The organism is Pseudomonas sp. D5(2026), assembly GCF_057766845.1.
The window spans coordinates 4876703-4891872 of the sequence record NZ_CM173421.1 but is presented as its reverse complement, the minus strand read 5'-3'; the positions used below and the strand labels follow the sequence as shown (position 1 = coordinate 4891872).

The window sequence follows — 15170 nt, the reverse complement described above, 5'->3', positions numbered from 1 at the left end:
AGGTCCTGATCTTGCCATGGCCGGGCCAGCTTTGCTGCTCAATCGCCTGCACGGGATTGCTGTGGCCCGCATCACTTTGCGGCGCTGGCCAGTACCCGTTGCCAGTCCGGTTCGTTCAGGCGCCCCAGGATGCGGGCCTTGCCATTGCTATCCACCGATACGAAAAGGGCGCTGGCATAGTTGCTTTGACGTTCGCCGCCGGCAACGTGCTGCTGGCGGGCAAAGTGGTCGATGCAGCCGTTGTGAGTCACCAGCACCAGGTTGTGGCCCGCGCGTTTGTGTGCAAGCGCTTCGTTGGCGAACTGGCTGTCGCAGCTTTCCAGCCAGTCTTCGCTGGCCACCGCCTGGCCGAGGATGAAGTGCGCGGTTTGCCGGGTGCGCAGTTTCGGGCTGGTGAGCAAGTCGGCGTTGTTCAGGCCCAGCCGGTGCAGCCCCTGGCCAACGCGGGCAGCGGCCTGGCTACCGCTCAGGGTGATACCCGTAGGGTCGTCCAGGCAAGGGCCGGGGGCGCTATCGCAGCGTTCAGCGTGGCGGATCATCACGATCACCGCACCTTCGGCCCAGTCCTGCAGCAGGCCGCTGTCACTCAGTTGTTGCTCGTTGCCAAGGTCCACGATATGCGTCCTCGTCGCCAGCCAGGTGGTCAACGCCGCCACGACCATGCACAGGCCCAGGGCGGCTCCGAGGGCTTTGCGGGTCAGGCGTCGCTTGCGCCGGGCGTGAATGGCAGAGTGCCCCAGGGTATTGCTCGATTGCATGTGTGGCTCCGTTGGCATAGCCGTGCTTGGCACGGCAGGGATGGCGGAATCCTGCCAAGTGGCCTGTCGGGGGCCGGTGAAGGGCGTGTGAAAATTGCATTCGGCTACTACCGGCTGGGTGAAACCCGCGCCCGCGCCTACGCTGTAAACTGCAACACGGCAAAACCGGAGCAGGCCCGATGACCCCTATTCTTGAACTGGAAAGCGCACGGCTGGTGCTGCGCCAATGGCATGACGACGACCTGCGCGAGTTCGCCGCGCTGTGCGCCGACCCGCAGGTAATGCGTTACTTTCCGGCGCCGTTGACGCGTCTTGAGGCCGCTGCGTTGATCGGCCGGGTGCGTGGGCACTTCAATGAATACGGTTTTGGTTTGTGGGCCCTGGAGCGCAAGGACAGCGGCGCGTTCATCGGCATGACTGGCTTGCTGCACGTGGGCTTTGACGCCGATTTCACCCCCGCCGTAGAGATTGGCTGGCGCCTGGCCCGTCGCCACTGGGGCCTTGGCTTTGCCAGCGAAGCGGCGTGGACCTGCCTGCGTTGTGCTTTTGCCCAGTTGCGCCTGGAGGAGGTCGTGTCATTCACTAGCGAATGCAACCTGCCGTCGCAAAAGGTGATGCAAGCCATCGGCATGCAGCAGGACCCACACGGCAGTTTCGAGCACCCCCGCCTGCCCACTGGCCACCCACTGCGCCCGCATGTGCTGTACCGCATTGACCGCGCGCACTGGGAGCGCACCCTGCGCGCCTGAATGCACGGCCATGCCCGGCGCGAATGACAAACGCTGTATCATTTGCCTACTTGGAAGGCGCTTGCCCGTAACACGTTCAGCGCCTGTGAAATCGAGCGCCGCTCGGGCGGCGCATCGCGAGCTAGGCTCGCTCCTACGGAGATCCCCCGATGAGTCATGTGTTGGACGACCTGGTCGACCTGTTGAGCCTCGAATCCATCGAGGAGAACCTGTTCCGTGGACGTAGCCAGGACCTGGGCTTCCGCCAGCTTTACGGTGGGCAGGTGCTGGGCCAGTCGTTGTCGGCTGCCAGTCAGACAGTCGAGGACGCGCGCCATGTGCATTCGTTGCACGGCTACTTCCTGCGCCCGGGCGATGCCAGCCTTCCAGTGGTGTACTCGGTAGACCGCGTGCGCGATGGCGGCAGCTTCAGTACACGGCGGGTGACGGCGATCCAGAAGGGCCAGACCATCTTCACCTGCAGCGCGTCGTTCCAGTACGACGAGGAAGGCTTCGAGCACCAGGCGCAGATGCCTGACGTGGTCGGCCCGGAAAACCTGCCTACCGAGGTCGAACTGGCCCGTGCCATGGCCGACCAGCTGCCCGAGCGCATCCGCGACAAGGTGCTGTGCGCCAAGCCGATCGAGATCCGCCCGGTCACCGAGCGCGACCCGTTCAACCCCAAACCGGGCGACCCGGTGAAATACGCCTGGTTCCGCGCCGACGGCAACCTGCCTGACGTGCCTGCCCTGCACAAGTACATGCTGGCCTACGCCTCGGACTTCGGCCTGCTGACCACGGCGTTGCTGCCCCATGGCAAATCGGTGTGGCAGCGCGACATGCAGATCGCCAGCCTCGACCATTCGCTGTGGTTTCACGGCAACCTGCGCGCCGACGAGTGGCTGCTGTACGCCACCGATAGTCCCTGGGCCGGCAATTCCCGTGGTTTCTGCCGCGGCAGCATTTTCAACCAGGCCGGGCAGCTGGTGGCATCGTCGAGCCAGGAAGGCCTGATTCGCCATCGCAAGGACTGGGCATGAGCCTGGGCGAGGTGCGCAACTGGGTGTTCGACATGGACGGCACCCTGACCGTGGCCGTGCACGACTTCGCCGCCATTCGGGTGGCGCTGGACATCCCGGCCGAACACGACATCCTCACCCACCTGGCGGCCTTGCCGGCGGCAGAAGCGGCGGCCAAGCATGCCTGGTTGCTGGAACACGAAAGGGACCTGGCAACGGCTTCCACGGCGGCCACCGGGGCGGTGGAACTGGTGCGCGAGTTGGCCGAGCGCGGGTGCCGGCTGGGTATTCTGACCCGCAATGCACGTGAGCTTGCGCATGTAACGCTGGAGGCCATCGGCCTGGCGGACTGCTTCCCGGTGGAGCACATTCTCGGGCGTGACGAGGCTGCGCCCAAGCCGAGCCCGGATGGGCTGCTGAAGATTGCCAGCGCCTGGGGCGTGACACCGAGCGAACTGGTGATGGTGGGGGATTACCGCTTTGACCTGGACTGTGGGCGGGCTGCGGGGGCACGCACGGTGCTGGTGAACCTGCCGGACAACCCCTGGCCAGAGCTGGTGGATTGGCATGCGGCGGATTGCCGGGCGTTGAAGGTGATGCTGGGCTGACGCTTGTTTTGGCAATGCGGGCCTCTTCGCGGGCATGCCCGCTCCTACAGGTATTGCGCCCGTCTCGGGGCCTGTGGTGCCCCTGTGGGAGCGGGCGTGCCCGCGAAAGGGCCGGATCTGTCTATGCTGAACCCCATTCTTTGCTCTGATACGGAGACCCACCCATGAGCAGCAAGGCCATCTACGTACAACCCGGCGGCGGCTACGACAAGGTCGAGGTCGGCACCTGCGAGGCCCAGGCCCCCCAGGCCGGCGAGATTACCGTGCGCCTGCACGCCAGTTCCCTCAACTACCACGATTTCGCCGTGGTCAGCGGCATGTGGGGCCCGAGCGAGCGACGCATCCCCATGGCCGATGGCGCCGGCGAGGTGGTTGCAGTGGGGGCTGGCGTCACTGAGTTCCAGGTCGGCGACAATGTGGTCAGCACCTTCTTCCCCGACTGGCTCGATGGCCAGGCCAATGTCGAGGGCTTTGCCGGGGTGCCCGGCGACGGCATCGATGGCTACGCCCGTGAGCAGGTGACTGCCCGCGCCACCGCCTTCACCCTGGCACCTCAGGGTTTCAGCCATGCCGAGGCTGCCACCCTGACCACCGCCGGCCTTACCGCCTGGCGCGCGCTGATGAGCGATGATCACCTCAAACCGGGCGACACGGTGCTGGTGCAGGGTACCGGCGGTGTATCGATTTTCGCCCTGCAGTTCGCCAAGCTGGCCGGCGCGACCGTGATCGCCACCTCGTCCAGCGATGCCAAGCTGGAGCGCCTGAAGGCCCTGGGTGCCGACCACCTGATCAACTACAAGAGCACCCCGGCCTGGGGTGAGAAGGTGCGCGAGCTGACTGGCAACCGCGGTGTCGATCATGTGATTGAAGTGGGCGGCCCGGCGACGCTGGAGCAGTCGATGATTGCTGCGCGCATTGGCGGGCATGTTTCGCTGATCGGCATCCTTACCGGGGTGGCCGGGCAGTTGCCGCTGGTGCAGGCGCTGGTGCGGCAGATTCGGCTGCAAGGGGTGCTGGTCGGCAGCCGAGCGCAGCAGCAGGCGATGGTGCGGGCGATCGATGCCAACGGCCTGCGGCCGGTGGTGGACAAGCATTTCGAGCTGGAACAGATCGTCGAGGCGTTCCGTTACCAGGAGAGCAACCGGCACTTCGGCAAGATCTGCCTGACCTGGTGAAGTGAGGGCAGGGTAGCTGGATGTGACGGCCACCCTGCACGCCACTCTATTCGTAGCATCAAGCCCGAGTGCCTTACACTGCCTGACAGTCAGTCCGGCAGTAGCCGGTCGCGGCTGTTGGACAGGTGCAGGCACACCGCCGCCCGCGCGGCATCCGGGTCTTGTCGGCGGATGGCATTGAGGATCGCCTCATGCTCCAGGTTGGCCAGGTACGCTTGCCGCGCCAGCTTGGCCCCCGCGCGCTCGGCCTGGGCCATGCGGTTGCGCGGGATCAGGCCGTTACCCAGTTGCTGCAGCATCTCGGTGAAGTACAGATTGCCGGTGGCCTCGGCAATCAGCAGGTGAAAGCGCCGGTCGGCTTCGATGCAGCTGTCGCCGGCAGCGGCCAGGTCCTGATAGTCATCCAGCGCCTGGCGCATGCGCGCCAGTTGCCCCTCATCACGACGCAGTGCGGCCAGCGCGGCAGCCTGGCCCTCAAGGCCAATACGCAGCTCCAGCAGATCGCGCACATTCGCCGCGCTCTCCGCCGCAACGCGCAGGCCGGCCTGGGCCTGGCGCTCCATCACGAACGTACCGATCCCGTGGCGCGGCTCCACCAACCCCGAGGCTTGCAGCTTCGACAAGGCTTCGCGGACCACTGTGCGGCTGACACCGTGCTCGCGCACCAGGGTGTTTTCCGAAGGCAGTTTGTCGCCTGGTTTGAAGGTGCCCAGCAAAATCTGCTGGGTCAGGCTGGAAACCAGGTCGTGGGCACGGCTGTGGCCGCGTTTGCGCGCGTGTTCGGGTTCCATGTGTGATCCGGTTCTTGATTGGCTTGTACGACAAGTTAATCGATAGAAATATTTTTTGCCGATTTTTCGCGCATCCTAATCAGCATGTAGTTGAGCTGTTTTTGCACGTTAGGATCAGATTGGCATTATGACAGCTTGTATTTTGCTATTTTGCCGACGTTAATGATCTTGTCGTACAACCTCGCTGCGCATAAGCTCCTCCCCACTGCCATGTCAGACAACCCGACCCGCACAAAAACAATTAGTGGGAGATCCGCAAGTGAACGACACCCTCGCTCCGTCTGCCCGGCATGAAGGCGACGCGTTGGCCAGTGCCGTGGCCAAGGTCAAGCGCCACGTCCTGCCGCTGTTCGTCATCATGTTCATCGTCAACTACCTCGACCGCGTCAACATCGGCTTCGTCCGCCCGCACCTGGAAAGCGACCTGGGCATCAGCGCTGCGGCCTTTGGCTTTGGTGCCGGGCTGTTCTTCATCGGTTACGCGCTGTTCGAAGTCCCTTCGAACATGCTGCTGCAAAAGGTCGGTGCCCGGCTGTGGCTGACCCGTATCATGTTCACCTGGGGGCTGGTGGCCACGGCCATGGCCTTCGTGCAGAACGAAACCCAGTTCTACGTGTTGCGGTTTCTGCTCGGGGTGGCCGAAGCAGGCTTCTTTCCTGGCGTGATCTACTACTTCACCCGCTGGCTGCCGGCGGCAGAGCGCGGCAAGGCGATTGCCATCTTCCTCAGTGGCTCGGCGCTGGCTTCGCTGATTTCCGGGCCGCTGGCCGGGGCGTTGATGCAAATCCAGGGCCTGGGCCTGCATGGCTGGCAGTGGATGCTGTTCATCGAAGGCATGGCCTCGGTAGCACTGTGCTTCTTCGTGTTCTTCTGGCTCGACTCCAGGCCGCAGGACGCCAAGTGGCTGAGCAAGGCCGAGCAGGACGCGCTGGTTGCCACCATCGACCGTGAGCAGCAAGCACGTGAGGCCATCGGTGTGGTCAGGCCGTCGGCCTGGAGCCTGCTCAAGGACCGCCAGATCGTGCTGTTCTGCCTGATCTACTTCTGTATCCAGCTGACCATCTATGCCGCGACCTTCTGGCTGCCTAGCATCATCAAGCGTATGGGTGACCTCAGTGACATGCAGGTCGGCTTCTTCAACTCGATCCCTTGGCTGATCTCGATCCTGGCCATGTACGCCTTCGCCGCCGGTTCCGCTCGCTGGAAGTTCCAGCAGGCCTGGGTGGCGGGCGCACTGCTGGTCGCTGCCACGGGCATGTTCATGTCCACTACGGGTGGGCCGGTGTTTGCCTTCGTCGCCGTGTGCTTCGCCGCGATCGGCTTCAAGTCAGCGTCGTCACTATTCTGGCCAATCCCCCAGGGCTACCTGGACGCCCGCATCGCTGCGGCGGTGATTGCCCTGATCAACTCGGTCGGCAACCTCGGCGGCTTCGTTGCCCCCACCACCTTCGGCTTGCTGGAGCAGCAGACTGGCTCGATCCAGGGCGGGCTGTACGGCCTGGCGGTGACCTCGGTGCTGGCGGCGATTGCCATCTTCTTCGTACGCATTCGCCCCAAGGGCGTCCCTTCCGATGACCTCAAGGCCCCTTCGGCCCTGGGCCAGACCCACTGATGACTGCGAGACAACCCTGATGAATATGCAGACCCTTCACACCAGCACCCCGGTGGTCACCGACCTGCGCGTGGTCCCCGTGGCCGGCCACGACAGCATGCTGCTCAACCTCAGTGGCGCCCATGGCCCGTACTTCACCCGCAACGTAGTGGTGCTGCGCGACAGCGCCGGCAATACCGGCCTGGGCGAAGTGCCCGGCGGCGAGAACATTCGCCAGACCCTGGAGGACGCCCGCAGCCTGGTGGTCGGCCAGCCGATCGGCCATTACCAGCGCGTGCTCAATGCCATGCGCCAGACCTTTGCCAACCGCGACTCGGCAGGCCGCGGCCTGCAGACCTTCGACCTGCGCATCACCGTGCATGCGGTAACGGCCATCGAATCGGCATTGCTCGACCTGCTCGGCCAGCACCTGAACGTGCCGATGGCGGCACTGCTGGGCGAGGGGCAGCAACGGGATGCGGTGAAGATGCTCGGCTACCTGTTCTACATCGGCGACCGCCAGCAGACCGACCTGGCTTATCGCAACGAAGCCGACAGCGATGACGACTGGTTCCGCCTGCGCCACGAAAAGGCCCTGACCCCGGAAGCAGTGGTGCGGCTGGCCGAGGCCGCCAAGGCGCGCTATGGCTTCAGCGACTTCAAGCTCAAGGGCGGCGTGCTGCGCGGTGAACAAGAGATGGAGGCCGTGACAGCGCTGGCCGAACGCTTCCCCGAAGCGCGCATCACGCTCGACCCCAATGGCGCGTGGTCGCTAAAGGAGGCCATTGCCCTGTGCCGCGACAAGCACGATGTCCTGGCGTACGCCGAAGACCCGTGCGGCGCCGAGAATGGTTACTCGGGCCGCGAGGTGATGGCCGAATTCCGCCGCGCCACCGGCCTGCCTACCGCGACCAACATGATTGCCACCGACTGGCGACAGATGGGCCATGCCATTCAGTTGCAGTCGGTGGACATTCCGCTGGCCGATCCGCACTTCTGGACCTTGCAGGGTTCGGTAAGGGTGGCGCAGATGTGCAACGACTGGGGGCTGACCTGGGGTTCTCACTCCAATAACCACTTCGACATTTCGCTGGCGATGTTCACCCAGGTAGCGGCTGCGGCGCCGGGTGAAATCACGGCGATCGACACCCACTGGATCTGGCAGGATGGCCAGCGCCTGACCCGTGAGCCGCTGCGCATTGTCGACGGGCATGTGCGGGTGCCGGCGCGCCCGGGCTTGGGCGTGGAACTGGATGAAGACCAGCTGGCCAAGGCCCATGAGTGCTACCGCAACATGGGGCTGGGGGCACGGGATGACGGCGTGGCGATGCAGTACCTGATACCGGGATGGCGCTTCGATAACAAACGACCCTGCCTGGTGCGTTGAGGCTGCTGGCCTCTTCGCGGGCAAGCCCGCTCCTACATCAACCGGTGGTGTCGCTACGCACCCTTGTAGAAGCGGGTTCACCCGCGAATAGGCCCGACCTGCCGGCCAATACCCCCAGTCATTCACCGCCCCACCGCATTCATCAATCGGTACCGTCGCCACGCACCATCGTAGGAGCGGGTTCACCCGCGAAAGGGCCGGCACAGACAACACACATTCAAATGAAAAACAAAAGCTCCATTTGGGCCTGTGGCGCGTTCGGATATGCCATTCGCGACATTTGGCGTTGATGGAAATGCCCTGTCGTGATCGAACAGTTCCGGGGCGTTCTCGTGTAATTCCCTACAGCCATGCGGGGATTAAATGAAGCCCGCCCTGCACTGACACGTTGCTCTGTGAAGCGCTCCAAATATCAACAAAAGAGCGCGAGTAACGTGTCGACTTATTGATTTCAAAGGAGATATTTTTCGCCTACGCCTGCCCGTCCTTCCTTGTGTCAGCAAAAAGAGAACAACATCAATGAACACCGTGGGATCTGATGGCAACCTTGCACAAGGTTTCAAGCCACGTCACGTAACGATGCTGTCCATCGCCGGCATCATCGGCGCCGGACTTTTCGTAGGTTCTGGCCATGCCATCGCGGCAGCCGGGCCAGCAACCATAATTTCCTATTTCGTGGCCGGAACCTTGGTGGTACTGGTCATGCGCATGCTCGGCGAAATGGCCGTGGCACACCCCGACACCGGATCGTTTTCCACCTACGCTGACCAGGCCATTGGCCGCTGGGCCGGCTATACCATCGGCTGGTTGTACTGGTGGTTCTGGGTACTGGTCATTCCTATCGAAGCATTGGCCGCCGGGCATGTGCTGAACGCCTGGTTCCCGCAGGTGGACAGCTGGATCTTCGCCCTGGCTTCGGTGTTGCTGCTGGCAGGTACCAACCTGTTCAGCGTGGCCAAGTACGGCGAGTTCGAGTTCTGGTTCGCCATCCTCAAAGTCACCGCCATTCTGGGCTTCATCGGCCTGGGCTTTGCCGCGCTGATGGGCTGGCTGCCCAACCGCGAGGTCAGCGGCCTGAGTACCTTGGTTGCCGAGTACGGCGGCTTTGCGCCGAAAGGCTGGTCGGCAGTGGTGGGTGCGTTCATCACCGTGATGTTCAGCTTCATCGGCACCGAGGCGGTGACCATCGCCGCGTCCGAGTCCAGCGACCCGTCGCGCAACATCGCCAAGGCCACTCGCTCGGTGATCTGGCGTATCAGCACCTTCTACATCCTGTCGATCTTCGTGATCATTTCGGTGGTGCCGTGGAACGACCCGCAGCTGGCGGTGGTGGGTTCGTACCAGCGTGCGCTGGAAATCATGAACATCCCCAACGCGGCATTCATGGTCGACCTGGTGGTACTGGTAGCTGTTACCAGCTGCATGAACTCGTCGATCTACATCGCTTCGCGGATGATGTTCTCGCTGGCCAAGCGCGGTGACGCCCCGGCCTTCCTCAACAAGACCTCCAAGGTCGGTGTACCGCGTGCTGCGGTGTTCGGCAGCACCTTGATCGGTGCGGCCATCGCGGTCCTCAACTACTTCGCACCGAAGGGCGTGTTCGAGTTCCTGCTGGCCAGCTCTGGCGCCATCGCCCTGTTGGTGTACATGGTTATCGCCATCTCCCAGCTGCGCATGCGCCGCCGTCTGGAGCGCGAGAACACCGAACTGAAGTTCCGCATGTGGCTGTTCCCGTACCTGACCTGGGCGGTGATCATTTTCATTGCCGGGGCGCTGGCGGTCATGATGTACACGCCTGAGCATCGGGCGGAAGTGAGCTCGACATTGGGCCTGGCGATCGTGATTTCCTTCCTGGGGATCGTGACGGCGAGGGGCCATGCGCAACCGGTAGGCGCGCGATCGATGGGGTGATTCAGTTCACCTGGCTGTAAGGCAAAGGGCACCCGAGGATGGATGCCCTTTGTTTTTTTAGGTTTGAGCGTGCTTTTGGGTTAACAGGTGCCGGCAGGTACCCGCCCGGCAGCGCGTTTCATTGAAAATAAATGAGGTGTTTTCTCATTCTCGTTCGGCATGTAGAGAAGGCCGGATTACAGGCCAGCCCGCCGACCCCCGACACGGAGCGAGAGAATGAGTTTTACCCCGGTTCCACAGCGCCACCCCTTGAGTCGTGCCCTGCATGCTGCACTGTTGGGCCTGGCAGTCAGCACCTACGCACTGCCGTCGCTTGCACAGCCTTTGAGCGCTGATCACAACAGCCCGCTCAAGCAATGGAGCATTCCCGCGGGCCCGCTGGCGCCGGCACTGGACCGCTTTGCGCGCGAGGCGGGCATCAGCCTTTCGTTCGATGCGCAGAACGTGGCCAACCGCAATACCAACGGGGTGCAGGGCGCGCTGGATACGCGGTCGGCACTGTCGTCGCTGCTGCGCGGAACCGAGTTGCAGATTGAGCCGCAGGGCCCGAATGCCTACCTGGTAATACCGCAGCCTAAACCTGCCGGCCCGCTGGAACTGGGCGCGACCGAGGACTACCGCCTGGCACCTGTCATCATCAATGCCAAGGTCAAGGCCAGCGCCGACGATGACGCCAACTCGGTGGTTGCCAAGGAGCTGTGGGTAGGGGGCAAGGTGGCGACCAGCATCCTCAACACGCCCGCGTCCGTGTCTGTGGTGACCAACAAGGAAATGCAGCAGCGCAGCGTCAGCACCACCGAAGAGGCGCTGCAGTACACCCCCGGCGTGGTCAGCGACTATTACGGTTCGGACGACCGCAACGACTACTTCCTGATCCGCGGTTTCCAGGCCACCACCTATCGAGACGGCCTGACCCTCAGCTCGATGCGCGGTGTGCGCGAAGACCCTTACGCCTACGAGCGTATCGAAATTCTGCGGGGTGCCAACTCCACCCTGTTCGGCCCGGCAGACCCGGGTGGCTCGGTCAACTTCGTGACCAAGCAACCGCGCTTCGAGAAGTTTGGCCAAGGCTACGTGACCTACGGCTCTTATGACCATGCCGAAACCGGGATCGATGTAGGCGATGCGCTGAACGACGAACAAACCTTGGCCGGCCGCTTCACGGCCAAGATGCAGAACAGCGACCGCGAGTACGACCACTCTCAGGACGATAACCGCTTCGTGATGGGCGGCCTGACCTGGGCGCCAACCGATTTCACCTCGGCCACGGTGGTGCTGGATTACCTGAAGACCAACAGCTCGCCGAACAGCGGTGGCTACCCGCTGGACAAGGAGTACGACCGCAGCGACTTCTATGGCGAGCCCGGCTACAACTTCCATGATGTCGAGCGCACTAGCCTCAGCGGCAACATCACCCACGACTTCGACAACGGCTTCACCCTGCGCAGCAACCTGCGCTACAGCGAGCTGACCGATGACTTTGGCTACGTCTACCTGAGCGACAGCGCCTCGCGTGTTGGCACCACCATTCCGCGTTACGTTTTCGGCACCGACAGCGATGCCGATCAGCTCAATGGCAACCTGATGCTGCAGTACGATGCCCAGTTCGAGCACATCGACAGCAGCACGCTGGTGGGCGTCGAGTACCTCGACTCGACGACCAAACAGAGCTCGGTCTACGGCCTGGCGCCCTCCATCGACATCGCCAACCCGGTATTCACCGGCGTGCCTGGCGGCATCACGCCCTATACCCGCAAAAAGAATGACGCCACCACCAAGGCGGTTTTCCTGCAGCAGAACCTGTCGTTCTTTGACCGCGTCATCGCGACCGCAGGCGTGCGTAACGACTCGATGGACCTGTCGAGCAAGGAATACATCGGTGGCGAGCAAACGGAAAAGGACAACTTCTCCGAAACCTCCTACCGCGCGGCACTGACCTATATCGTCAACGATGAAGTGTCGACCTACGTGAGCATGGTGGAGTCCGTCTCGCCCCCGCAAGTGGGCGTTACCCCGCAGACCGGCAAGCAATACGAAGTGGGCATCAAGTATTCGCCCATGGGCATGGACGCACTCTTCTCCGCCGCTGTTTACGACCTGACCCAGGAGAACGTCACCATTGCCGTGGTGTTGCCAAGCGGCATCATCGAGCAGCAGACGGTGGGCGAGTCACGCGTGCGTGGCCTTGACCTGGAAGCCAAGGCACAAGTCACGCAGGACATCAGCGTGATTGGTGCTTACTCCTACATGGAGTCCGAGGTGCTGCGCGGATCGCTGTATGACGGCTCTTCCTTGAAGGGCAATGAGTTCACCACTGCGCCCAAACACACTGCATCGCTGTGGAGCTACTACGACATACCGGGCACTGACGTGAGCGTCGGCCTGGGCGCGCGGTATGTGGGGGCGTACTACATGGATGCTGCCAATACCAAGAAGAGCGATGGGACCACGTTGTTCGATGCGGCGCTGAACTACAAGATCGCCAAAGGGACCGACTTGGCGCTGAATGTGAGCAACCTGTTCGATGAGCAGCATGTGGTTGGGTCGGGGACGGCGAATTACTACAACCCGGGGCGGGAGGTGACGGCGAAGGTGAGTTATAGCTGGTAAGGCGGGTGAGGGGCACGGTCTTCGGCGGTGTTCGCGAGTAAGTTAGCCCCACTGGTTTGCCAACCTGAGGGGGCAACTGCCTTGCTCAAAGTCTGAAAGTTTGCGTGATCATTGTGGGAGCGGGCGTGCCCGCGAACACCGGCACAGCCGGTGCCAAACACCGCGTCGCGTTTTTTGCGGGAAGGCCAGCTCCCAAGGTTCGTCCCGGGCGACCCTAGTCCAAGCACGGTCACTGAGCTAAACGACCACGGGATAACATGCATCACCCCACAATGTATCCGGGTTATCCAGCATCAGCAGAATGATGACCGGAACCAGCTTTCCGAGCAGGCTGGCGCAGTCGCGCAGTTGATCTCGATTGACGCTGCTGTTCCAAGTGGCACCGCCATGCATGATCTGGTTGCGTAGGGTGTAGATCCGGTTGAACAACACCCCTAGCACGGCCGCGGTGTTGCGGTTGGCCAGAGCTTGCTGCGCGGTTTTACGACCTTTGGCAAAGCGTTCGGTCCAGAGTGGCTCACTGATCTTGCCGTTCTGATAATCCCAGAAACTCTGAAACACATAAGGGTTGTTAAGCAAGACGCGAATACTGCCAGAGAACTCCGACCACACCAGATTTTCGATCAGGTTGCTTTTGTCCAAGGCACAGAGTTTTTCGAGGAATGCCTTGAATGTGGCTTGTTCGGACAGGCGGAACTCTTCATCAATGTCCGTCGCGTATGCCGAGTTGAAGGCGATCCACAGAAAGATAAAGCGCCCATCAATATCATCCGTCTGTTCGGCGCGGTTCAGCCAGCTCAGTGCTCGATGAACACGCAAGGTCAGGTTGGGGTGATGGCCCTCACGTTCCTGGCGGTGTCGGGTCTTGAGTGCTTGATGGTCCATGAGGTGATGATCCTTGAGGGGGCGCACGGTCCGTAAAGAGATGATGTGTGTCTGAAAACTTTACAGTTTAATGAGCGACTCACCGTTGGCGCTGGAAGCTGTCTGGTCGAGGCACTGGAACCTGCTCCAATTGTTTACCTGTATGAACAGACAACGTGGACGCGGCCCGTCATTTTGCTTAGGGTATGGCCATTCGACATTACCCGCAAGGCGGCTGGCATGAAGCGTGGTGAGTTCTTGGCACAACCCGAAGTCGAGGCGTTCATTGAATGGCTGGCAGCCAACCTGCCGGTGCTCACCTTCAAACTGCGATTCAAGTCCAGCAAGTTCGTACCCGGTGGTTTGACGGTCGATGTACAGGGGATTGAGCAGGTCCTTGAGCATTACCGCTGGAAAGCAAGCTGGCGCGACAGCCGCCAGAGCGCGGTCGACTCTGAAACCTGGAGGCAGACCCAGGGCTCGCTTGGGCAATTGCGTGAGTGGTTGTCGGCTGGAGTCAGCGCCGGTGATGATCAGCAAGCGCTTCAGGCCTGTTTGCAGATTCTGCGCTGGGGCGGTGTGCGGGGTGCCATTCCATTCTTGCATCGGCTGGCTACCAGCGGCGAGTTGTCGAGCTACCTGAAGAAGATGGCTGGGCTCATGGCGCTCGATGCCGACAATGATCTGGATGACCTTGGCAGTGTCGAGCGTTTCGATTCGGGCCTGACCAAGATTCACGCCTTGCTCGACTTGTCCGGTTCTCCCATCTATGACAGCCGTGTGGGCGCCGCGATTGCCATGTTCTATGCGCTCTTTCGCCAGCAGTGGGCTGGGCGTGGCAAACCTCTGCTGAGGTTCCCGTCCGGCGGCGCGCGTGGCGACCAGATCCGCAACCCAGGAGCGTTTGCCAACTGTCTGGCAGCACCGCAGTTCTCGGCGATCGAGTACGCCGAGTGGGCGCGCTGGCAGGTCCGTTTGGGTTGGATTGTCCGCGCTTTGCTCGGGCGCACAGGCTGGTTTGCCGACCAAGGGGCAATGCCCGCGCGATGCCATGCATTCGAGGCGAGCCTTTTCATGCTTGGCTATGACCTTCGCTGCTTTGGCCTGACGCCAGTACCTGAGGCCCAAGCAGTTGGCGAGCACGGCGATATATCGCTGCGCGAGTCTGGCAATAGCGGCTGGGTGCCCACGGGTCATCCTTTTGGCCAGGTGCTCAGTGACTACCTGGCCTTCCGTCACAGCGGTGCGCCCGACGATAAAGATGCGTTCGTTGACTGGCTGGTGGCTGAGCCGCGCAACGGAAAAACGCTCTCACGCGCGACTGCACAGAGCTACTGCTTCCCGTTTTCTATTGACGAGTTTGACTTGTTCGGCCGCCCGCTTGCTGCCCTTGAGCGCATTGTTGCCGGTGGTGAGGACGGACTGCGGGCAGCCTTGTCTGGCGAAACGCTCGAGCCGTTCACGGTGGGGGACGAGCGCGTCAGTGTCTGCCTGGTTGATGTATTGATCACCGGCAATGCCTATGCCCGCGCGGAGAGCGACAAGGAACGTGTCGACTACGTCGTCAGCGCTGGCTATGCCGGCACCGAGAACTCCGCAAGAACAATCATGGCCGTAGGGCGCAATGTAGGTAAGCACTTCGGCCTGCTCAATGCGCAGCATCTGCCGACGCCCCTGTTCGAGCAGTTCTACCAAGGTTGCTCGCTCGACGCCTGAGTCACGCTGGAG

12 protein-coding genes are annotated in these 15170 nt (G+C 62.2%); 9 read left to right on the top strand and 3 right to left on the bottom strand.

What is annotated here, in order from left to right; translation table 11 throughout:
- Window positions 1-71 precede the first annotated feature (71 nt).
- Window positions 72-758: a lipopolysaccharide core heptose(II)-phosphate phosphatase PmrG gene (pmrG, locus tag AC3B5Q_RS22600; protein WP_021784366.1), complete on the bottom strand. Its 687-nt coding sequence runs from the start codon at window positions 756-758 to the stop codon at window positions 72-74.
- 179 nt (window positions 759-937) lie between these two features.
- On the opposite strand from pmrG, the gene AC3B5Q_RS22595 reads away from it, so the two are divergent.
- From AC3B5Q_RS22595 to AC3B5Q_RS22580, 4 genes are all read left to right on the top strand, one after another.
- Window positions 938-1507, top strand: a complete 570-nt coding sequence (locus AC3B5Q_RS22595) for a GNAT family N-acetyltransferase (protein WP_021784365.1) — start codon at window positions 938-940, stop codon at window positions 1505-1507.
- A gap of 149 nt (window positions 1508-1656) precedes the next feature.
- Window positions 1657-2526 (top strand): acyl-CoA thioesterase II, encoded by an 870-nt coding sequence (tesB, locus tag AC3B5Q_RS22590; protein WP_003249851.1) that lies wholly within the window; start codon window positions 1657-1659, stop codon window positions 2524-2526.
- Window positions 2523-3113, top strand: a complete 591-nt coding sequence (locus AC3B5Q_RS22585) for an HAD family hydrolase (protein WP_021784364.1) — start codon at window positions 2523-2525, stop codon at window positions 3111-3113. Before tesB ends, AC3B5Q_RS22585 begins: the two co-directional genes overlap by 4 nt.
- Before the next feature lie 164 nt (window positions 3114-3277).
- A complete protein-coding gene (locus tag AC3B5Q_RS22580; RefSeq protein WP_028697637.1) occupies window positions 3278-4288 on the top strand; it encodes a zinc-dependent alcohol dehydrogenase family protein in 1011 nt (336 codons plus the stop codon).
- A gap of 89 nt (window positions 4289-4377) precedes the next feature.
- Here the strand turns inward: AC3B5Q_RS22580 and AC3B5Q_RS22575 are convergent, their stop codons facing one another.
- Window positions 4378-5079 carry a FadR/GntR family transcriptional regulator gene (locus AC3B5Q_RS22575; RefSeq protein ID WP_053870473.1) on the bottom strand — a complete coding sequence of 234 codons (702 nt, stop codon included), beginning with the start codon at window positions 5077-5079 and terminating at the stop codon, window positions 4378-4380.
- Between the two features lie 259 nt (window positions 5080-5338).
- Between AC3B5Q_RS22575 and AC3B5Q_RS22570 the strand changes: the two genes are divergently transcribed.
- The 4 genes from AC3B5Q_RS22570 (at window position 5339) to AC3B5Q_RS22555 (ending at window position 12578) form a co-directional block, all read left to right on the top strand.
- Window positions 5339-6691 (top strand): MFS transporter, encoded by a 1353-nt coding sequence (locus AC3B5Q_RS22570; RefSeq protein WP_275966517.1) that lies wholly within the window; start codon window positions 5339-5341, stop codon window positions 6689-6691.
- 19 nt (window positions 6692-6710) lie between these two features.
- Complete coding sequence (gene gudD, locus AC3B5Q_RS22565; protein ID WP_488392751.1) at window positions 6711-8057, top strand: glucarate dehydratase; 1347 nt, start codon at window positions 6711-6713, stop codon at window positions 8055-8057.
- A 519-nt stretch (window positions 8058-8576) separates the two neighbouring features.
- On the top strand, window positions 8577-9968 hold the full coding sequence (locus AC3B5Q_RS22560) for an amino acid permease (protein WP_103469505.1): 1392 nt from the start codon (window positions 8577-8579) through the stop codon (window positions 9966-9968).
- Between the two features lie 216 nt (window positions 9969-10184).
- Window positions 10185-12578: a TonB-dependent siderophore receptor gene (locus tag AC3B5Q_RS22555; protein WP_274102072.1), complete on the top strand. Its 2394-nt coding sequence runs from the start codon at window positions 10185-10187 to the stop codon at window positions 12576-12578.
- A gap of 237 nt (window positions 12579-12815) precedes the next feature.
- On the opposite strand, the gene AC3B5Q_RS22550 is transcribed toward AC3B5Q_RS22555, so the two are convergent.
- A complete protein-coding gene (locus AC3B5Q_RS22550) occupies window positions 12816-13463 on the bottom strand; it encodes a HEPN domain-containing protein (RefSeq protein WP_021784357.1) in 648 nt (215 codons plus the stop codon).
- A 45-nt stretch (window positions 13464-13508) separates the two neighbouring features.
- Here AC3B5Q_RS22550 and AC3B5Q_RS22545 point away from each other — a divergent pair, with 45 nt between their 5' ends.
- On the top strand, window positions 13509-15158 hold the full coding sequence (locus tag AC3B5Q_RS22545) for a hypothetical protein (protein WP_488392750.1): 1650 nt from the start codon (window positions 13509-13511) through the stop codon (window positions 15156-15158).
- The last annotated feature ends 12 nt before the right edge of the window (window positions 15159-15170 follow it).

Bases quoted from the DNA above. Each gene is read 5' to 3' on its own strand.
- pmrG (WP_021784366.1), bottom strand. From the start codon at position 758: ATGCAATCGAGCAATACCCTGGGGCACTCTGCCATTCACGCCCGGCGC.
- AC3B5Q_RS22595 (WP_021784365.1), top strand. From the start codon at position 938: ATGACCCCTATTCTTGAACTGGAAAGCGCACGGCTGGTGCTGCGCCAA.
- tesB (WP_003249851.1), top strand. From the start codon at position 1,657: ATGAGTCATGTGTTGGACGACCTGGTCGACCTGTTGAGCCTCGAATCC.
- AC3B5Q_RS22585 (WP_021784364.1), top strand. From the start codon at position 2,523: ATGAGCCTGGGCGAGGTGCGCAACTGGGTGTTCGACATGGACGGCACC.
- AC3B5Q_RS22580 (WP_028697637.1), top strand. From the start codon at position 3,278: ATGAGCAGCAAGGCCATCTACGTACAACCCGGCGGCGGCTACGACAAG.
- AC3B5Q_RS22575 (WP_053870473.1), bottom strand. From the start codon at position 5,079: ATGGAACCCGAACACGCGCGCAAACGCGGCCACAGCCGTGCCCACGAC.
- gudD (WP_488392751.1), top strand. From the start codon at position 6,711: ATGAATATGCAGACCCTTCACACCAGCACCCCGGTGGTCACCGACCTG.
- AC3B5Q_RS22560 (WP_103469505.1), top strand. From the start codon at position 8,577: ATGAACACCGTGGGATCTGATGGCAACCTTGCACAAGGTTTCAAGCCA.
- AC3B5Q_RS22555 (WP_274102072.1), top strand. From the start codon at position 10,185: ATGAGTTTTACCCCGGTTCCACAGCGCCACCCCTTGAGTCGTGCCCTG.
- AC3B5Q_RS22550 (WP_021784357.1), bottom strand. From the start codon at position 13,463: ATGGACCATCAAGCACTCAAGACCCGACACCGCCAGGAACGTGAGGGC.